Source organism: Arthrobacter sp. SPG23, from assembly GCF_000876655.1.
In the GTDB taxonomy this organism is placed as follows: Bacteria; Actinomycetota; Actinomycetes; order Actinomycetales; family Micrococcaceae; genus Arthrobacter.
In genome coordinates, this window is the sequence record NZ_JYCN01000012.1 from 97,795 (window position 1) to 117,390 (window position 19,596).

The 19,596-nt window shown below is 66.9% G+C and carries 12 protein-coding genes and 1 pseudogene; 4 read left to right on the top strand and 9 right to left on the bottom strand.

Going from position 1 to position 19,596, the window contains the following annotated elements:
- Positions 1-16: 16 nt before the first annotated feature.
- From TV39_RS05820 to TV39_RS05835, 4 genes and pseudogenes are all read left to right on the top strand, one after another.
- Positions 17-4,894 (top strand): peroxidase family protein, encoded by a 4,878-nt coding sequence (locus TV39_RS05820; protein ID WP_043479549.1) that lies wholly within the window; start codon positions 17-19, stop codon positions 4,892-4,894.
- 409 nt (positions 4,895-5,303) lie between these two features.
- A complete protein-coding gene (locus tag TV39_RS05825; RefSeq protein ID WP_052500507.1) occupies positions 5,304-6,191 on the top strand; it encodes an AfsR/SARP family transcriptional regulator in 888 nt (295 codons plus the stop codon).
- A 127-nt stretch (positions 6,192-6,318) separates the two neighbouring features.
- On the top strand, positions 6,319-9,999 hold the full coding sequence (gene mfd, locus TV39_RS05830) for a transcription-repair coupling factor (protein WP_043479552.1): 3,681 nt from the start codon (positions 6,319-6,321) through the stop codon (positions 9,997-9,999).
- A 4-nt stretch (positions 10,000-10,003) separates the two neighbouring features.
- Positions 10,004-10,827 (top strand): annotated as a pseudogene (locus tag TV39_RS05835) (metal-dependent hydrolase).
- Between the two features lie 89 nt (positions 10,828-10,916).
- On the opposite strand, the gene TV39_RS05840 reads toward TV39_RS05835, so the two are convergent.
- The 9 genes from TV39_RS05840 to TV39_RS05880 all read right to left on the bottom strand — a co-directional run bounded on the left by TV39_RS05840 (position 10,917) and on the right by TV39_RS05880 (position 19,596).
- Positions 10,917-11,147 (bottom strand): hypothetical protein, encoded by a 231-nt coding sequence (locus TV39_RS05840; protein WP_043479557.1) that lies wholly within the window; start codon positions 11,145-11,147, stop codon positions 10,917-10,919.
- A gap of 72 nt (positions 11,148-11,219) precedes the next feature.
- Positions 11,220-11,963: a deoxyribose-phosphate aldolase gene (gene deoC / locus TV39_RS05845; RefSeq protein ID WP_442853486.1), complete on the bottom strand. Its 744-nt coding sequence runs from the start codon at positions 11,961-11,963 to the stop codon at positions 11,220-11,222.
- Between the two features lie 92 nt (positions 11,964-12,055).
- Positions 12,056-12,934 carry an FAD-dependent oxidoreductase gene (locus tag TV39_RS05850; RefSeq protein WP_043479560.1) on the bottom strand — a complete coding sequence of 293 codons (879 nt, stop codon included), beginning with the start codon at positions 12,932-12,934 and terminating at the stop codon, positions 12,056-12,058.
- A 211-nt stretch (positions 12,935-13,145) separates the two neighbouring features.
- Positions 13,146-14,498, bottom strand: coding sequence for a patatin-like phospholipase family protein (locus TV39_RS05855; RefSeq protein ID WP_043479563.1), 1,353 nt, complete (start codon positions 14,496-14,498; stop codon positions 13,146-13,148).
- Positions 14,495-14,986 (bottom strand): hypothetical protein, encoded by a 492-nt coding sequence (locus TV39_RS05860; protein ID WP_235347292.1) that lies wholly within the window; start codon positions 14,984-14,986, stop codon positions 14,495-14,497. The genes TV39_RS05855 and TV39_RS05860 overlap by 4 nt, the downstream gene beginning before the upstream one ends.
- Positions 14,983-15,465 (bottom strand): DUF1772 domain-containing protein, encoded by a 483-nt coding sequence (locus TV39_RS05865; RefSeq protein WP_043479565.1) that lies wholly within the window; start codon positions 15,463-15,465, stop codon positions 14,983-14,985. Before TV39_RS05865 ends, TV39_RS05860 begins: the two co-directional genes overlap by 4 nt.
- Positions 15,462-16,436: an acetoacetate decarboxylase family protein gene (locus tag TV39_RS05870; protein ID WP_043479568.1), complete on the bottom strand. Its 975-nt coding sequence runs from the start codon at positions 16,434-16,436 to the stop codon at positions 15,462-15,464. The genes TV39_RS05865 and TV39_RS05870 overlap by 4 nt, the downstream gene beginning before the upstream one ends.
- Positions 16,433-17,497 (bottom strand): alpha/beta fold hydrolase, encoded by a 1,065-nt coding sequence (locus TV39_RS05875; RefSeq protein WP_043479571.1) that lies wholly within the window; start codon positions 17,495-17,497, stop codon positions 16,433-16,435. Before TV39_RS05875 ends, TV39_RS05870 begins: the two co-directional genes overlap by 4 nt.
- Entirely contained in the window at positions 17,494-19,596 is a 2,103-nt protein-coding gene (locus tag TV39_RS05880) for a hypothetical protein (protein ID WP_043479573.1), read from the bottom strand. The genes TV39_RS05875 and TV39_RS05880 overlap by 4 nt, the downstream gene beginning before the upstream one ends.

Consider the following 19,596-nt stretch of genomic DNA (forward strand, 5'->3'; position numbering starts at 1 on the left):
CGATGGAGGAAAAGTCATGGCTAAACATCGCAAGTCCCGAAAGGGGGACGGTAAGCCCCATCCGCAGGGCCCGGCGGCCGGCGTGACCCGCAAAGTCACCGCCGGTGCGCTGGCCCTTTTGATCGGGGCGGGGGTTGTCCCCTCGGTTCTGGCACCGGCGGTTTCCGCGGCTCCGACGGGCCAGGGATTCACGCTTAATGCCGGCGATATGCGGTTCATTCTCAAACAGATCAAAATTGCCGAAAACAACGCCACCAAAGAGGACGCACAGGGGAATGACGTTCCCGGCCAGCCGCTGCTGGGCGACGGCCCGAACCAGGTGGCCAGTCCGTTGCTGCCGTACGGCCTGCGGACCGTTGACGGCACCGACAACAACCTGGTGGCCGGCCAAAGCGGCTACGGCTCCGCCAGCCGTGAGTTCCCGCGGTTGTCGGACCCGGAATGGCGTACGTCGTCCGGCGGACAGAGCTATGAGTCCGTCAACGCCAACGTCACCGATAACGGCCCGCGCTTCGTCAGCAACGTCATTGTGGACCAGACCGTCACCAACCCCGCGGCTGTGGCCGCAGCCGGCAAAGCCCACCGCACCGTAAACGACGGCCCCACGGCAGTTCCCTGCGACGGCAACGGCCTCCCGGAAAACTGCGTGCCCGAGGGGGAGACCCTCGACATTCCCAACGTCACCACGGACTTCGGCCTGTCCCCGCCGTATAACGGCATGTTCGCGCTCTTTGGCCAGTTCTTCGACCACGGCATTGATTTCACCAAGAAGACCAAAAACTACGTCATGATGCCGCTGTCACCGGACGATCCGCTGTATGTTCCGGGCGGCCGGACCAACTTCATGCTTCTCAACCGGGCCGAGAACCAGCCCGGTCCTGACGGTGTCCTGGGAACAGCCGACGATGAGCAGGACGCCACCAACACGGACTCTCCGTGGGTGGACCAGAGCCAGACCTACGCCTCGCATTCGTCCCATCAGGTATTCCTGCGCGAATACACCCTGAACGAAAACGGCGATCCCGTGTCTACGGGCGAGCTCATCGAGGGTGAACCAGGCGGCATGGCAACGTGGGCCCGCCTCAAGGAACAGGCCCGGACAATGCTTGGGCTTGAACTGTCGGACGTCGACGTGGCAGACATCCCCAAGCTGGCTACCGACCAGTACGGCCGGTTCCTGCGCGGCCCGAACGGACTCCCGCAGTACGAAACGGCCACCGGACGCGTGGAAGGGAACCTGGCCGCCCCGGTGGCTCCCCCTGCCAACGTGGAACGGATCGGCATCGCCTTCCTGGATGACATCGGCCACAACGCGGCACCCTTCAACTCCCAGACCGGGGCACCGCTGCAGCCGGACGACGACGCGGACATCAACGGCGTCAACGAGCCCCGGCCGGCCGGCCGGTACGACGACGAAATGCTGGACAAGCACTTCGTCGCCGGTGACGGCCGGGTCAACGAGAACATCGGCCTGACAGCGATCCACCAGGTGTTCCACTCCGAGCACAACCGCCTGGTGGGCTACATGGAGGAGCTTCTTACTTCACAGAACCTTGACCTCAATGAGTGGAAGCTTCCCAACGGGCAATGGAATGGTGAACGGCTGTTCCAGGCGGCACGCTACGTGACCGAGATGCAGTACCAGCACATCGTGTTCGAGGACTTTGCCCGCAAGATCCAGCCCGGGATCAACGGCTTCAACGTCTTCACGCAGTCGGACACCGGGATCGACCCCGCCATCAAGGCGGAGTTCGCCCATGCCACGTACCGGTTCGGCCACTCTATGCTCACCGAAACCGTGGATCGCAAGATGAACGACGGCACGGACATCGGGATGCCGCTGCTGGACGCATTCCTCAACCCGCCGGCGTACTACGAAAGCACGGCTGGCACGCTGACGCCCAAGCAGGCGGCCGGCGCCATCGCCATGGGCATGACAGACCAGGTGGGTGCTGAACTCGACGAGTTCGTCACTGACACCCTGCGGAACAATGTGCTTGGCCTGCCTCTGGACCTTGCATCGCTGAACCTCGCCCGGGGGCGGGATACCGGCATCCCGTCCCTGAACAAGTTCCGTACCCAGCTGTACGCACAGACCGGCGAGTCCTCACTGAAGCCCTACACCAGCTGGGTGGATCTCGGCCAGAACCTGAAGCACCCGGATTCCGTGGTCAACTTCATGGCTGCCTACGGCACGCATCCGACGATCACCGCGGCAGTGTCCATCACGGACAAGCGTGCAGCGGCCCAGCGGCTGTTCGATATGGACACCGCTGACCCTGCCACTCCCACGGACTCCTACGACTTCGTCAACAGCGCCGGAGCCTGGGCCTCGCAGCCCACCGGCCTGGACAACGTCGACCTCTGGGTGGGAGGCCTCGCGGAACGCCAGAACCTCTTTGGCGGCCTCCTGGGCTCAACGTTCAACTACATCTTCGAGCGCCAGATGACGGACCTGCAGGACGGGGACCGGTTGTACTACCTCTCCCGTACCTCGGGCCTGAACCTCCGCACCCAGCTGGAAGGCAACTCGCTGGCGGAGCTGATCATGCGCAACACCGATGCGGAAGCCCTGAAGGCTGACGTGTTCGGCGTGGCGGACTGCGAGTTCGAGCTTGGCCGCATCACGGCCAGTTCCGGAAACTCGGTTGCCGACGACCCGGCCTCCGCCTGCGACGAATCCGCGCTCCTGATGCGGATGTCGGACGGCACCATCCGGTACCGCGTCAGCAACACCGTGGACCGTCCGGGCCTGAACGCCCAGTCCACCTTCAACGGCACCGCCCTCGGTGACCGGGTCTGGGGCGGCATCGACAACGATACGTTCTGGGGCAATGACGGCAACGACATCATCGAAGGCAACGACGGCGCCGACACAGTGCTCGGTGGCGACGGAAACGACCGGATCACGGACTCGCACGGCGATGACGTGCTCAAGGGCGGCAACGGAAACGACGCAATCGACGCCGGCCCCGGCCTGGACATCATCATGTCCGGAGAAGGCGACGACTTCTCCAACGGCGGCCTCAACGGCAACGAGACGTTCGCCGGCGAAGGCAACGACCTGGTTCTCGCCGGCGACGGACCGGACACGGTGTTCGGTGGCGGCGGGGACGACTGGCAGGAAGGCGGCAACTCCAACGACCTGCTGCAGGGCGACAGCGGCGCACCGTTCTTCGACGACATCAACGCTCCCGGCCATGACGTCCTGATCGGCGATTCCGGCGAAGACGACTACGATGCCGAAGGCGGCGACGACGTGATGGTCGCCGGCCCGGGCATCGAACGCAACCACGGAGTGTTCGGGTTCGACTGGGTGACACACGCACGGTCGGTCGAAGCCGCCGATTCGGACATGCGACAGATCATCGTCGACGGGCCGAACGCGCTCAAGGACCGTTTCCTCCTGGTCGAGGCCCTCTCCGGCTGGGACAAGGACGACGTGCTCCGCGGCGACGACGAGGTGCCGTCCGTACCCAACACCGAAGTCAACGTCCAAGGGCTGACCAACGAACTGGACGCGGCCGGTATCGCCCGGATCAGCGGCCTGGCGGCCCTGCTGCCTGCGGGCGCAACCACCTTCGGAGCCGGCAACATCATCATCGGCGGCTCCGGCAGCGACCAGATCTGGGGCAACGGCGCCGACGACATCATCGACGGCGACAAGTGGCTCAACGTCCGGCTCAGCGTCCTGGACGGACCGGGCGGCACCGAGATCAGGACGGCCACATCGCTGACCGAACTCCAGGCGGACATCATGGCCGGGACCATCGACCCCGGCAACGTGAAGATTGTCCGGGAAATCCTTGCCAGCCCTGGCGCAGCCGACGTCGACACCGCAGTATTCTCCGGAGCCCGGAATGAGTACCAGATCAGCACCGTTGGGGGAGTCACCACCGTGGCCCACACCGGCGGCACCGGGAGCGACGGCACGGACCGGATCACCAACGTTGAACAGTTGCGGTTCACCGACCAGACCGTGAACCTCGTTCCGGCTGTCATCCAGGCTCCGGCCGCTCCGCTGATCGGGACGGCAGTGGAGGGAGACACCTCGGCGACGGTGGCCTTCACGGCACCGGCAGGCGGGTTCCCCGCTGACTCGTTCAGCATTGTGGTGCGCACCGGCACCACGGTGGTCAGGACCATCGACGGGGTTCCGGGCAGTGCAACCAGCCATCAGGTCACCGGACTGAGCAACGGTACCGCTTACAACTTCCAGGTCCGGGCGGTCAATTCAGCCGGCGAAAGCCCGCTGTCGGCGGCTTCCAATGAGGTGACGCCCCGCGTACCGGCCTATGTTCCGCCGGCGGTCTCACCGTTTGCCGACGTGGCGACGAACCACCCGTTCTATCGGGAAATCGCGTGGCTGGCCGAACGCCGGATTTCCGAGGGCTGGCCTGAAGCGGACGGTACGTTCACCTACCGGCCGTGGGCCAACGTGAACCGTGACCAGATGGCGGCCTTCCTCTATCGGATGAGTGGCACCACCGACTACACGGCACCTGCGGTCTCGCCCTTCACGGACGTGCCCACCAGCCACACTTTCTACAAGGAAATCTCGTGGCTTGCCGATCAGGGCATCTCCCAGGGGTGGCCAGGCGCCAACAACACGGCGACGTTCCGTCCGGCGGATACCATCAACCGTGACCAGATGGCGGCCTTCCTCTACCGGATGAGCGGCACTACCGACTACACGCCGCCGGCGGTGTCTCCGTTCATTGATGTTCCTACCAGCCACACGTTCTACAAGGAAATTGCGTGGCTTGCCGATCAGGGCATCTCCAACGGCTGGCCGGAGGCTAACAACACGGCCAGCTACCGTGCCGGCGAGAAGATCAACCGCGACCAGATGGCAGCCTTCCTCTACCGGATGAGCAACAGGGCGGTCGGCTAGCACCCGCGCCCGGTCACCAACCAAAGGCAGGCTCCGGATCATCCGGGGCCTGCCTTTGACTGTAAATTCTTCACTCCTTATCACCTGCGCGTGCTACTCACTCAGGCATCACTCCAGTCACTCCCATTACTTGCTAGGACATGTCGGGTACTCCTGTTTGTGGAGGCCGGGATACCCGGCGCAGCCAGGGAGCTACGCGTCTTTTCCTTTCGCGGAAAGACAGGTATTTGGAACGCTTTGTGGGGCCATATCCAGCGTGTCACCGTGGATTTGGAAGGCCGGACCAGCAACAACGCACCGTTGCCTGGTCCCGCCGGAAGACGCATGGGGCGTTGACATGGGGAAAATGGAGAACATCGTGGGGACAACTCCTGAATTATCAACATCGATATCTGTTCGATTGTTCGGAATGTTTGAAATCCGGCGCAATGGGGCGATGCTGGCCGCAGCCGACATGGGCGGATGCAAACCCCGGCACATTCTGGAAATCCTGCTGCTGAATTTGGGCAGCCCTGTATCCAAAAGCCGGATCATAGAAATTCTGTGGGGTTCCAGCGCCGGCGGCGGAACAACTGCGACGCTGGAGAGCTACGTGTGCGGCATCCGGCGGGCGATCCAGCCGGGGAACACCAGGAACGGCCCGCTCCGGACCGCCAACGGCGGCTATGTCCTGGACCCGGCGCTGGTGGACCTGGACCTGTGGACATTCCGCCGGCTGGTGCGGGATGCCTGCCAGGCAGCTCCCCGGGACGCCTATGCCCTCCTGACGGAGGCCCTGCGGCTATCCGCCGATCCGCTCCTCGGTTCGGAACTGGCCTCCGACTGGGCCGACGAAGCCCGAACCCGGCTCAGCGCCGAAAGAGTGGCCGCACAGGTCCGGGCCGCGGAAACAGCGGTCCTGCTCAACAGGCCTTCGGAAGCTGTCCCCTGGGCGGAGTCGGCGGTGGCGTCCGAGCCACTCAACGAACGGGCCTGGACCGTGCTGGTGACAGCCTACGAACTGTCGGGGCTCCCCGCCGAGGGCCTGTCTGCCTATGCGCGGTGCCGCAGGATATTGGACCGGGACCTCGGCTGCGCGCCGGGTCCCGCCCTGCAGGCCGCGCACCTGCGGCTCCTGCGCCAGCGGGCCGAGGCGGACGTGGAGCTGTCAGAAGCCCTGGCCGCCCTGCTGTACCTGGGCGAGTCAATGAAGGGAACCCGGCACGGGCAGGAGGCCGGCGCGGATCCCGTGTCCACCCGCGAGAACGCCGGCCGCATTCTCGATTCTTTCCTGCAGCGCGCCAGGGCCGCGGTCTGACGCCTGCGGACACCACCGTTCGCACGCAGGCTCCGCGGTAGCGGTAGGCTGGGAAGACCCGGGATTCTCGCGAATTTCGGGTTTTCGTGTTGCCTGCTTCCCCGTGATCATTTCAGGAGCTTCTGCCATGAGCCTCACCGGCCCGTCACTCACAGGCCTTCGCCGCGCGCTCGCCGGAGACACAACGTTTGCCCGCGTGCAGGCTGAAGCGTCCCGGAGTTTTGGAACCCGCAGCGAGGATTACCAGATCAGCGCACCGGCCGGGCTGCGCGCTGCGCTGCTGGCCGAGATGTCCGACGGCCTGGCGGCGCTGCACGCCGGCGATGCCGCGTCACCGGACGCAACCCACGACGACGGCGGGGCGCCCCTGGTGCTGGCCGTCACCGCCACCGGCCGCGAAGCGGAGGACCTCACCGCGGCGCTGCGTGCGTTCCTGCCGGCCGGGTCCGTGGCTGAATTCCCCAGCTGGGAGACGCTCCCGCACGAGCGGTTGTCCCCGCGCTCGGACACCGTTGGCCGCCGCCTGTCCGTCCTGCGCCGGCTGGCCCACCCGGCGACGGCCTCGGGAGGACCGCTCCGCGTGGTGGTGGCGCCAGTCCGCGCCGTGGTTCAGCCGATCGTGGCGGGCCTGGGCGACCTCAAGCCCGTCACACTGAAGGTGGGACAGGATGCCCCCTTCACCGACGTTGTGCGCAGCCTCTCCGACGCCGCCTACGCCCGGGTGGACATGGTGACGCACCGCGGCGAGTTCGCCGTCCGCGGCGGCATCCTGGACGTCTTCCCGCCCACCGAGGACCACCCGATCCGGGTGGAATTCTTCGGCGACGAGGTGGACCAGATGCGCTGGTTCGCCGTGGCGGACCAGCGTTCCCTCTCGTCGCCCGGCCTGCACCACCCCACCGAGCTGCATGCTCCGCCGTGCCGGGAGATCCTGATCACCCCCTCGGTGATGTCCAGGGCCGCCACGCTCAAGACCCAGCTTCCCGCAGCTGCCGACATGCTCGAAAAGATCGCCGGCGGCATCGCGGTGGAGGGCATGGAGTCCCTGGCGCCGGTGCTGGTGGATGCCATGGTTCCCTTTGTGGAGCAGCTGCCCGGCGGGTCCATCTCCGTAGTGATCGAGCCGGAAAAGGTCCGCACGCGCGCCCACGACCTCGCCGCCACGAACGAGGAATTCCTTGAGGCGGCCTGGTCTACCGCCTCGGACGGCGGCACGGCGCCCCTTGACCTGAGCTCAGCAGCCTCGGCTGCCCTGCATTCGGCCAGCTTCCGCTCGCTGACGGAGACCCGCACCTCGGCGCTCGGCCAAGGCGTCTCTTGGTGGTCCATCACCTCGCTGGCCACCGACGAAGAGCTGACGCCGGACATCAACGTCCTCAACCTGCACGCCCGGGAACCCCGCGGCTACCAGGGCGACGTCGCGGAGATGATGGAGTTCATCGGCTCGCACGTCCGGGACCAGTGGCGAATTGTTGTCGCCACGGAGGGCCCCGGACCGGCCCAGCGGCTGGCTGAACTGTTCCATGACAACAACATCCCCTGCGCGCGGGTGGACCGGCTCGACGACGAGCCGCAGGCCGGCATCATCGAGGTGACCACTGCCGCCGTCGGACGCGGTTTTGTCCTGGACGGGCTGAAACTTGGCCTGCTGACGGAGGCGGACCTGCTGGGCCGCACGTCCGCCGGCTCCACGAAGGACATGCGGCGCATGCCGTCCAAGCGGCGGAACGCCGTGGATCCGCTGCAGCTGGTGGCCGGCGACCATGTGGTCCACGAACAGCACGGCATCGGCCGCTTCGTGGAACTGATCCAGCGCAAGGTTGCGGGAGGCGGCGAGGGTGTCCGCGAGTACCTTGTCCTGGAATACGCGCCGTCCAAGCGCGGTGCTCCGGGGGACAGGCTCTTTGTGCCCACGGACCAACTGGACCAGGTTACCCGCTATGTGGGCGGCGACACCCCCGCGCTCAGCAAGATGGGCGGCTCGGACTGGGCCAGCACCAAGTCCAAGGCGCGCAAGGCAGTCAAGGAGATCGCCGGCGAACTCATCCGGCTGTATTCCGCCCGGATGGCGTCCAAGGGCTTCGCTTTCGGACCGGACACCCCGTGGCAGCGTGAGCTGGAAGAAGCCTTCCCTTACGTGGAGACCCCGGACCAGCTGACCACCATCAACGAGGTCAAGGCGGACATGGAGCGTGAGATCCCCATGGACCGCCTGGTGTCGGGTGACGTGGGCTACGGCAAGACCGAGATCGCCGTCCGGGCAGCGTTCAAGGCAGTCCAGGACGGCAAGCAGGTGGCGGTGCTGGTGCCCACCACCCTGCTGGCCCAGCAACACTATGAAACGTTCACGGAACGTTTCTCCGGATTCCCCCTGCGGGTGAAGCCGCTGTCCCGCTTCCAGGCATCGAAGGAGGCCAAGGAGACCGCGGAGGGCGTCAAGAACGGCTCCGTGGACGTGGTGATCGGAACACACCGGCTCCTGTCCAAGGACTTCGAGTTCAAGGACCTGGGCCTGGTGATTGTGGACGAGGAGCAGCGCTTCGGCGTCGAACACAAGGAAGCGCTCAAGAAGATGCGCACTAACGTGGATGTCCTGGCCATGAGCGCCACCCCGATTCCGCGCACCCTGGAGATGTCGCTGACCGGCATCCGGGAAACGTCCACCCTGGCCACCCCGCCGGAAGAGCGCCACCCGGTGCTGACCTATGTGGGTCCGTACACCGACAAGCAGACCTCCGCCGCAATCCGCCGCGAACTGATGCGCGAGGGTCAGGTGTTCTTCGTGCACAACCGCGTGTCCACGATCGAACGGACCGCGGCGAAAATCCGCGAACTGGTTCCCGAGGCCCGGGTGGAGGTGGCCCACGGCCAGATGTCCGAGAGCCGCCTCGAGCAGATCATCGTGGACTTCTGGGAGAAGCGCTTTGACGTGCTGGTCTGCACCACCATCATCGAAACGGGCCTGGACATTTCCAACGCCAATACCCTGATCGTGGACGGCGCGGACAAGTACGGCCTCTCCCAGCTCCACCAGCTGCGTGGACGCGTGGGCCGCGGACGGGAACGCGCCTACGCGTACTTCCTGTACCCCTCCGAGAAACCCCTGGGCGAGGTGGCGCTGGAACGGCTCAAGGCGGTGGCAACCCATAATGAGCTGGGAGCCGGCATGCAGCTGGCCATGAAGGACCTTGAGATCCGCGGCGCGGGCAACCTGCTGGGCGGCGAACAGTCCGGCCACATCCAGGGCGTGGGCTTCGACCTCTACATCCGCCTCGTGGGCGAGGCCGTGGCCGACTTCCGCGGCGAGGCCGAGGAGAAGGCCGCCGAAATGAAGATCGAGCTGCCCGTCAACGCCCACCTGCCGCACGACTATGTGCCGGGCGAACGGCTGCGCCTCGAGGCCTACCGCAAGCTGGCCTCCGCGCTCACGAACGAGGCCATCGACGAGGTCCTGGCCGAACTCGTGGACCGTTACGGCGAACCGCCACTGGCCGCGCAGAACCTGATCGCCGTCGCCCGCTTCCGGGTGGGAGCCCGCGAAGCCGGGCTCTCCGACGTCGCCCTGCAGGGAAACTTCATCAAGTTCTCCCCGGCCCAGCTGCCCGAATCGAAAACCATGCGGCTGGCCCGGATGTACCCGGGCTCGCAGTCCAAGCCTGCCCTGGACGCGGTGCTCATCCCCAAGCCCAAGACCGCCCGGATCGGCGGCCGGGACCTCCAGGACGCCGAAATCCTGGAGTGGGCCAACGGCGTCATCCGGAACATCTTCTCCGACGCCCCACTCGCCGCTCCGGCAGTTAGCGGTTAGCCGCATGATGGGAGGACACCACGCGCGTCGGGAGCCGCGGCGTGGGTAGCTATTGCCTCGACGGGGCCGTACACCCTGGGCTGGTACCCGCTGGATGCCACCGGCATCCTGATCGGCGGCATGGCGACGGCAGGAACCGCACTGGTGTGCGACTGGGACCACCGCCACAGCACCGTTGCCAATTCGCTGCCGCCACTGTCCAACGTGATCGCCGTGGGGATCGAGAATGCCAGCGGCGGCCACCGGCAGGGCACGCACTCCGTGCTGGGGGCGGCCTTCTTCGTGCTGCTGGCCACCATCGCCGGCCAGCTCCAGCTGCACACGGACTGGGGCCTGCTCTCAGTGGGTGCCGGCCTGCTCTGCATGTTCATGATCAACATCGCCGCCAAGGCCCTTAAGCTCTTCCCCAAGTCAGGCTTCATCAGCAACTGGCTCTTCGCCCTGACCATGGCCGGACTGGTCACCTGGTTCGCGCCGGACCAATGGACCTGGCTTCCCGTCTCGATGCTGACCGGGGTGGTGGTGCACATCGTCGGCGACATGATCACCACCGGGGGAGTGCCCCTGCTCTGGCCGATCGTGATCAAACCGCCCAGGTTCCTGCGAAAACTGCCCGTGCTCAACGATGTGTGGCGGGCGAATGGCGCATTTTCCATTCCGCTGCTGGGCCGGGCCGGGTCACGGCGGGAGTGGCTCGTGCTGATTCCCGTCAGTGCCTACGCCATGGTGGGGTTGTGCGTCGCGGCCTGGGCTCTGGCCAAAACCCATTTCCCGGCAGCACTTGCGCTAGGAAGCACGCTGGTCAGCAGCCTGTTCCGCGCGGGCTAGCTGCCGTGCCGGGCCAGCCGGTCACCGGCCGCTTAAAGAGCTGAAGCCCCCGGAAGTTCCGGGGGCTTCAGCTCTTTAAGTTCGAAGGCTCAGTGCTCGCCGGCCGAATCCGAACGGCCCAGGAGGGTCTGCGGGATCCAGAACGCTCCGGCGAAGAGGATCAGGCACACGGCCATCGGCCACGGGTTGCCCAGCGTCAGGAAGGACAGCGAATAGATGGAGCCGAGGAACAGGGCCATCATGACCACGAAAACGGCGATGCTCCCGGCAAGGCTGTTCTCGTTCTGAGGGGTCTTGGGGCTATCAACGGTCTTGGACATTCATTCCTCCTCGGCCCCGCAGGGCTCAAAACGCCCCGAAGGGCTCAAAAACTGTGGCGCTTCCGGACCTGGTCAGTACGCGGACGAACCCTGTTCGCCTTTGACGATCGCAATTCCGGAGCTGGCGCCAATACGTGTTGCACCTGCAGCAATCATAGCCTGAGCGTCGGCCAGCGAACGCACCCCGCCGGAAGCCTTGACGCCGACATCCGGGCCCACCGTGCGGCGCATCAGGGCCACGTCCTCCACCGTGGCGCCACCGCCGTTGAAGCCCGTGGACGTCTTGACGAAGTCCGCTCCGGCTTCCACTGCTGCCTCGCAGGCGAGGACTTTCTGGGAATCGCTGAGCAGCGCGGTCTCGATGATCACCTTCAGGATGGCGTCGCTGCCGTGCACGGCCTCGGCAACGGCCCGGATGTCATCAACCAGCGCGCCTTTGTCATTGGCGCGGGCTGCCGCAATGTTGATCACCATGTCCACCTCGTCGGCGCCGTCAAGCACGGCCCCGCGGGCTTCGAAAGCCTTGACGTCGGTGGGAGTGGCGCCGAGGGGGAAGCCGACCACCGAGCAGGCCAGGACGCCCGAACCCTTGAGTGCGTTGGTAACGGTCTTGACCCACACCGGGTTCACGCAGACGGATTTGAAGTGGTACTCGGCGGCCTCGGAACAGACCTTGAGGATCTCCGCTTCACTGGCCTCAGGCTTCAGCAGCGTGTGGTCGATAAAGGAGGCGATGTCTCCGGGTGCGGTGGCCCCGGGTGTCGTGACCCCGGCGGCGGTTTCAGGCATGCCGGCCGCGGTGGCTTCGTTGCTCATGGTGGTCCTTCCTGGTGCGCCTGCCGGGCCTTGTGGGCTACAGGCGCCGTGTTCTTCGTGGCTTCTCAGGTGACCATCTTGCCACAACGGTGCTAGGCGGCAGCGGCCACAGGTTCCTGCAGCGTTGCCTGCATAAGCTGGGCTGCGCAGACACCTGCTGCGGAGCCCGACGCCACGAGAAGGCCCAGGCGTACGCCGTCGAACGAGGCGGCATCGCCGATGGCCCAGATACCGGGAACCGACGTCCGGAAGTCCTGGCCAATCACGATCCCGCCGTTGGCTGCCGTCTCGAGGCCCGCGCTCGCCGCCAGGCCGTCGCGTGCCACCCGCTCTTCGGCGAGGACCACCAGGTCGCCGTTCATGCTGCTGCCGTCCTCGAAGACAATCCCGGCGGCGGGGAGCACTGAGCCCGCCAGTGTCGGGACCACCGCGGCCGGCCGGAGCGTGGTGCGGATAGGACGTACACCGCGGGCCCGCAGCACCGCTTCGGCCTGTCCCGCCTCGGGGCCTGTTCCCACCAGGATTCCCAGCGGCCTGCGACCGAGGACGCGGGTGACTTCCTTGACGGCGTCACCGATCCGGGCGGCGTCGTCGATGGTGGAGTAGCTGAGGCACCGGCCTGCGCCGTCCACGGGCGAAAGGGCCGGGGCGGAACCTGTGGCAATCACCAGCTGGTCGTAACTGAATTCCATACCGTCTGCTGTGGTCACCATGCGGTTGGCCGCATCGATGAAGCTGGCCGGCTGGCCGAATCGGACCGAAACCTGCGGAAGGGCAGCCAGCTCGAGGAGCTCGGACGGGGCGTCGTCGCGGTTGCTGAGCACCGTGATGGTGCCTGCGAAGCGGGACCTGTCCAGCTGGTCCACCAGGGCACGGGCTGCGGGTCCGGCGCCGGCGATGACCACGCGCGGCGCCGGGGACGACCCCCGGAACGTGGCGGAGGAGGAGATGGACGGTGCCGGAGCGGACATGTGAAGGCCCTTTCGCTGGTGAGGCCCTTGTCAGGCCCGGGTTGGTGATGGGGACCAGCCTAGGCGCCCGGTTTTTCGGGGGTGTTTCCCGGTTGTTGCCGGAATGACAGTGCCTGTTCCACGCTGTTTACCAGCCGGCAACAAATGTGTCCTTGAATGTGTCCTGTCTCACAATCAGGCCCGTCGTCAGCCCTGCGCTGCCATTGAGGCGTCAGCCGTACCGGCGGAAGGCCTCCCGCAGCCCTCCCGCTACGACTTTTGCGACGACGCCGGCGCGGTCTCCGGGACCATGGACTCCGGCCGGTTCCACCGAGGCGATCAGGGCCGCTGCGTCCGGCAGACCCATGGTGACCGGCACATCCAGCAGCGACCCCACCGTCAGGCGGCCCCGCCTGGTGTCCTCCCAGGCGTCCGGTCCGGGATCGTCGTGGAACACCCGGTTCAGGGACAGCCGGTGCCAGGCGCCCCCCGCATGGACCGACGCCCGGTAGGTCACCGACTCACCGCGGACGTCCACCCGTCCGCCCGCCAGGAACACCCTGGGGCCGAAGGGTGCGTGGTCAAGGAACCCGGTGAGCCTTGCTGCCGCGCCTGAACCGTCGAGGGGCAGGGCCACGGTGACTGTGAGTTGGACGTCCTGGCCGCCGGCGTCGCCACGCAGGCGTTCGGTGAAGCGGATGCCGGCCGGCGGTTCCACCATCGCAGTGCAGGAAGCGTCCTTGGGCAGGCCTTCGGCTGTCATTTCCTTGAGGTAGCTGCGGGCGTCCCGGTACCCCATGCCGATCAGCGTGTCCGCATCGATCCGGCCCAGGTAGAACTCCGGATCCAGCGGCAGGGGGTTCTCCGGCCTGACCACGTGGAGGGTGAAGTCCCGGCCCGCCGCTGCCGCAGCCTCGAAGTCTGCCAGCAGGGCGCCCATGGCACTCATCTCGATCATGTGCACGTATTGCTCCAGCGGACCGTCGCCCCAGTACCCGGTGTTGCCGATGCACCAGACAAGCCACACCTCATCCGCCCCGCGGCGAAGGGCTTCGGCCACGTTGGCGTCGCGGATCCAGACCGCATCAGTCCAGATCTTCCCTCCGCGCCGCAGCGGAGTGAGGAAGATGGGCAATGACATTCCCGCCGCCATCAGTTGGGCATCCGCGGCACGGGCGTCGATGGCGTGGCAGCGTTTTTCGGTGAACTCCGCCACGTTGAATGTGCCTTCGGCGGCGCCGGGCAGCGCAGCACGGCGGCGGATCGCGCCGTCGTCGATCCCGAGGGCCGGGAAGACCTTGCCGAGCAGGCCGTCGGCGTCGCCGATGGCAGGCAGCGACCACGGGCCCTTGACGTAGTCGCCCAGCGGCAGCGCCGAGCCGAAGTCCTTGACCTTGACGGAGGACCAGTTCCGGCACATGTCCTCCGGGGACACCCCGGAGAGCAGCATGCCTGCCGTCAGGATGCCGCCGGACGTCCCGTCCACGTGGTCAAAGTGCAGCCCCTCTTCGGCCAGTGCGCGGACCACTCCGGCCTGCCACGCCACGCGCATTCCGCCTCCGGCCAGGACCAGCGAGCGTTTCACCGCAGTGTTCCCGGTCCGGTGGTTTGGCCGGCACCGTTCCCCGCCGGGACGCCGCGCAGATACACCAGCCGGCGCAGGTAGATGAGGCACAGTGCCGCCGTCGCAAGGTCAAACACGGCAACGGCCAGCGCCACCGGCGCAAAGACACCGTTGAGCACCCCGACTGCGACGGCGGCGCAGGCCCCCGCTTTTTGCACACCGCACCACAGCAGCACTTCGGCCGCCGGCTGCGGCCGCAGCAGCGTGTGCAGCAGGAGGCCGCCCACCACCACCATGAACATTCCCACGGTGGCGAACAGCTGGCGTGCCGCCGTCGTCGGCTCCGCTCCGAGTAACTCCAGGACAGCGCCGCCGAAGGGTATCTGCACCGCACCGGAAAAGACGGTGACGACGGCGATCGCGGCCAGGACGGCGCGCAGCGGATCGGCCGCGATCCAGGCGCCGACGCGGGGAAGGGCCGCTACGGAAGGGCGTACCGCCCCGCTCATGCGAACGCCTCCCACAGGCGGCCCCGGTCCACCAGCAGCCAGACGATGGCCAGCCAGGTGAGCGTGGAAACATAGAAGCGGATGTCGTTGAGCAGCATCCACCGGCGCAGCAGGGAACGCAGTTCGGCGTCGTCGGCAAAGTCTCCGCCCCGGATCCTGATGTTGACGGGAATGATCATGGCCTGGCCCACCACCGTGAGGACGATGATCCCGAGGAGGCAGAGCGCCGCGGGGATGATCCGGACCGTGCCCCATTCCGTCCAGACCAGGACGATGCCGGCGATGAACATCGGCGGCACCACCACGGTGAAGAACTTGGTGGCCTGGCGGGTGGGGATGCCGAAGTGCATGTCCACGTTGCCGCGGTTCAGGGACTCCCAGGTGGGGTAAAGGAAGAACTTCAGCACCCACATGGTGCCCACGTACATGGTGGCGCCGAAAAGGAAGTAGAGCGCGTTCAGCAGCAGGAGCCAGTTCATGGCGTTTCTCCGCTGGGAGCCGTGCCTCCGGCGCCGGTGCGGCCCGTGGTGCTCCGGTCCGGGGCGGGCAGCCATTCCTGGCCCTGGCCCAGGCCCACGACGGATTCGAGGGGGTCGCCGCCGGGGATCCGGGCGGCCTCCTCGGCGCTTGGCGCCGTCAGGAACCAGGCCTCGTAGTGGTCGTCCAGCACACCGTGGGCCTCGGGAAGGTAGGCCGTGAACACCGGTTTCTCCGCCGGTTGGAGGCTCTTGAGGACGGTGACGCCGGGCGCGTCGCCCAGCACCAGCCGGGCCTTGGCGCCGCCTCCCAGGGCAATGTCCCCGGCGGCCTCAAAATAGATGTCTGATTTCATCAGCATCCCGCGGAAGGCGCAGTAGTTGGAGGCGGCCAGCTTGAGCGGGATGCCCATCGCCGGGGGCCGTTCGATCTCGATAAAGCAGCCCAGCTTGCCGCCGTCGTCATACTGCGCCGAAACCGCAGTGTCAGTGACCACGAAGTCCAGGCTGGCCTGGTGCTTGGGCATGCCCCAGATGCCTTTGCCGCCCTTGACCGAGATTTCCGTGCTCACCGGCAGGTCCACGACGTACTGGCCCAAACCGAATGTCTTTTGGAAGATCAACGGCAGCAGCGGAGGTGCCGGCCGGGAGCCGTGCGTGACGGCGATCGCCAGCGAGTATTCGATGTATTTGCCGATGTCCGTCGACCTGTAGTTCACCACGGTGACCACCAGCAGCCCCTTGCCGCCCAGGCTGAACGGCCGCAGCTCCGTGCCGGGCAGGGCTGCCGCGGCGGCGCGCTTGTTGATGGGGAAGGCCGCCATCAGCACCGGGGAATCATCGGAATTGACGGGCATGGAGTATTTGATGCCGTCTACTGTGGCGTGTTGTCCCCGCAGCCGCTCCTGGCGGTGCGGCACGGGGGAGGGCACAAGCCGCAGCAGGGAAGCGGCAAGACCGATGAGTTGGTTCATCTGTTCAGCTCCTTGAGGATGACGGGATAGGTGCCCGCCCAGGCGCGGGCACCAAAGAAGACGTCCAGATGCCCGTACCCGGACAACAGGTGCAGGGAATCCTTGCCGGGGCGGTGGCCCTGGAAGAAGGCGAAGGTCCGTTCCTGGCTTTCGGGCAGGAAGCAGCGGTTGTTGCGGCCGGCCAGGAAGGAGAACCTGGCGTCCGTCTGCGGGGCATCGGCCAGGAAGTTTGCGGGCAGCTCCGGGTGGTTTCCGGCCGCCACCATGCGCCTGGCCAGCACGCTGCGGCCCATCTCGGACAGGAACGTGAACGGTACCTCGGCAAACTCTCCGCTGATCCAGTTGTGGGTTGCCTCGTCCAGGTTCTCGTGCGACCACAGCGCGGGCCTGCCGCTGCCGTAAGTGAAGCTGACCAGGCGGCATACCAGGTTGTCGCATTCGTGGTGGGTGGCCTTGACCATGGACCTGAGGATCCGGGAGAGGTAGCCGTTGGATTTGTAACCCCACGCCGGGGAAAGGCAGGGCGTGAAGGGCTTCAGCAGTTCGGCCAAGTAGGTGATCTTGATGACCGACCACAGCGGGATGACCGGATGCAGGGACACGGCGTTGGAGACCACCGTATCCACCCGGGGCAGGAGCCCGGCCACGGCCGCCATGGTGAAGGAGACCGACCCCTGGCAGTGGATGACCGCCTTCAGCGTTTCGGCGCCGGTGGCTCCCAGGACGTAGTCGACGGCGGCAGGGTGATCGTACACGGCGGCGTCGCCCAGGGTCCAGGAGAGAGGTTCCAGGTCGATGGAGGCGCGCCAGTTCAGCAGCCAGACGTCCCAGCCGTCTTCCAGCAGTGCGTCCACCAGCGTCCGCGGCAGCGGCGGGCGGAAGAGCTCGGCCCGCACGCCGGCCCCGTGAACCAGCAGCACCGGCCCCTTCGCTGGTTTCCCGGCGTCGGGAGGCACTGTGGAGGTGACATGGACCAGGGTCAGCGGCGTCCCGTCGCCGGCGGCGAACGGGATGACTTCGGTGACGTGGTCCGCCCGGGTGATGGTGCGGGGGCTGTTCATGGCGGAAATCCTTCCCTGGCGACGGTGACCGGCGGTTCGAAAAGCCGGAGCGGCGGCAACCCGCCGGCCGGTACCGGGCGGATGCCGCCGTCGTCGTTTTCCTTGAGATCCCAGTCCCGGCAGACGCGGTCCACTGCCACGGGATAAACCGTCACGTTGCCGTCCGCGGCAACCCGGATCCGCAGGAAGCCCTTGTGGTCCTCGATGGCCTGGCCGGACATGGCCCACGAGGCCACTTCTCCGCCTGCGGTGCCCAGGATGAAGCAGGCGAACGCTTCACTTCCGGCAGCAAACCCTGTGGCGTAAATGATGGCGAGCACCAGCGCGAGGGTCAGGAACGGCGGCCACCCCGCCGGCCAGGGAAGGAGGAGGACGACGGCGATCCCGGCCCCCAGCGCGGACAGCTGCCAGAGCGCACCACGGGCAACGGTGAACCCCGCGCCGTTCTCCCGGGGATCCCGGGAGAGGCCGAGCGCAGCGCCGACGGTCACCAGCAGCACCAGCAGGAGCAAGGGGACTGCGAGGATCGTCAGCGCGAGGAACCCGGTATTTCCCGCCCTCAGGCTGAGGAGGCTGTCCACGAAGGAGAGGCCCCGGAAAGCGCTGAAGACGGTCCAGAGCGTCAGCGCAGCCACCGTGTGCGCGATGCCGAGGGCCGAGCCGAAGCCCGGGTTCCGCACCGGAAGCCAGAACGGCGAGAAAGGATTGGCCAGGCGCCCGCGGAACTTCAGGGACTCGGCGGCACCCGGGAAGGTTCCGGGCGTCAGGACGAAGCGGCGGCCGGGGCCGGGAGTTCCGCCTGGCGCTGCGGAGTCCAAGGTGCCGGGTGCCGTCCCCGGCCCTGCGGCGTCTGCCGTGCCGGGCCGGGTCCGCCGCCCGGTGCCGGTGGGGGCAGGTGCCGGCTGGTGCGCAGGAAGCGTAAGTTCCGCGGGCAGCAAGCGTGTGTCGGCCAGGAACGCACCGCCCAGTCCGCAGGTGATGAGCTGAGTCCGGCGCGGGTCGGCCCCGGCCCGGGTGCCCCCCGGGGTGCCGGTGGCGCCGTCAGCCTCCGACGCGAGTTCCTCGTAGCGTGAATAGTGGTGCAGGTCCCCGGTGAGCCACAGCCGCACGGAGGCCCCGGTTTCCTCGAACAATCCTGCGCGGCGGTTGAAGCGGCGCCGCAGGTAATCCTGCTCGAAGAAATGCACCTGCCGAAAGGCATTCGCATTTTCCGTTTCCCGCACCCAGTAGGGGGCAGCCACGCACAGGATGACCGCATCTCCCGGCAGCAGCCTGGTGGTCACCGTGTTGTAGAAATAATCCAGCTGGGGTTCATCGATGTACTGGCCCAACTGGCTGTCCAGCCCCACCAGCCACCAGCCGGGTGAGTCCTCCCCGCCCGTCAGCCGGAGGCCGAAGTAGCTGCGCGTCTGGATGGTCCGCCAGCCGCCGATGTTCCGTTGCCGGGTGAACAGCCGGATGAAGGAGGTCAGGCCGTCGTACCAGTCATGGTTGCCGGGCAGGGCCAGCAGCACGCCGTCCCGGCCCGGGGAGCGGCCGCCGGGAAGCGCCGTCCGGTACGGCCCCACCATGCGGTCCTCGTACGCGGCGGGCGCGGCCACCGGATACACCTCGTCGCCGCCCAGCACCAGCACCTTGCCGCGGCGAAGCTCATGCCCGTCCACCACCAGCGACTCCTCGGCCAGCACCGACGCCACCGTGTACGTCGAATCAAAGCCGTCGCCGAGGTCGGCCGCGAAATCCAGCCACAGCTCGGGGCCGCCGGACTCCGCGGCTCCGTGCGTGCGGGCGGTGCCGTGGTCAGCGGGTTCTCCAGCGGGTTCTCCTGCGCGGTTGGCGCGTGACGGCGTTCCGGGCAGCTCCAGGTCGCGGACCACCGGCTGCGCCGGCTGGCCCTGCACTGGCAGCCGTTCCAGATCGAGGTCGTAGCGGGGAAAGCCGCCCTCCAGTTCCCGCTTGTCGCCGAAGTCCGCGAAGACGGACGCGAGGACAACCCGCACGGCGGTCCTCCCCAGCTGGGCCGGGGCAAGCCAGCGCACTGCGTCCCGCGGCGTGAAGCCAAGTCTTTCGCTGTGCTGTGCCAGCTCAGCCCGCTTCAT

Coding starts and splice junctions, on each gene's coding strand:
- TV39_RS05840 (WP_043479557.1), bottom strand. CDS start 11,147: ATGTCCAAGACCGTTGATAGCCCCAAGACCCCTCAGAACGAGAACAGC.
- TV39_RS05850 (WP_043479560.1), bottom strand. CDS start 12,934: ATGTCCGCTCCGGCACCGTCCATCTCCTCCTCCGCCACGTTCCGGGGG.
- TV39_RS05875 (WP_043479571.1), bottom strand. CDS start 17,497: ATGAACAGCCCCCGCACCATCACCCGGGCGGACCACGTCACCGAAGTC.
- deoC (WP_442853486.1), bottom strand. CDS start 11,963: ATGAGCAACGAAGCCACCGCGGCCGGCATGCCTGAAACCGCCGCCGGG.
- TV39_RS05870 (WP_043479568.1), bottom strand. CDS start 16,436: ATGAACCAACTCATCGGTCTTGCCGCTTCCCTGCTGCGGCTTGTGCCC.
- TV39_RS05825 (WP_052500507.1), top strand. CDS start 5,304: ATGTTTGAAATCCGGCGCAATGGGGCGATGCTGGCCGCAGCCGACATG.
- TV39_RS05860 (WP_235347292.1), bottom strand. CDS start 14,986: ATGAGCGGGGCGGTACGCCCTTCCGTAGCGGCCCTTCCCCGCGTCGGC.
- TV39_RS05865 (WP_043479565.1), bottom strand. CDS start 15,465: ATGAACTGGCTCCTGCTGCTGAACGCGCTCTACTTCCTTTTCGGCGCC.
- mfd (WP_043479552.1), top strand. CDS start 6,319: ATGAGCCTCACCGGCCCGTCACTCACAGGCCTTCGCCGCGCGCTCGCC.
- TV39_RS05880 (WP_043479573.1), bottom strand. CDS start 19,596: ATGAAGCGGGCTGAGCTGGCACAGCACAGCGAAAGACTTGGCTTCACG.
- TV39_RS05820 (WP_043479549.1), top strand. CDS start 17: ATGGCTAAACATCGCAAGTCCCGAAAGGGGGACGGTAAGCCCCATCCG.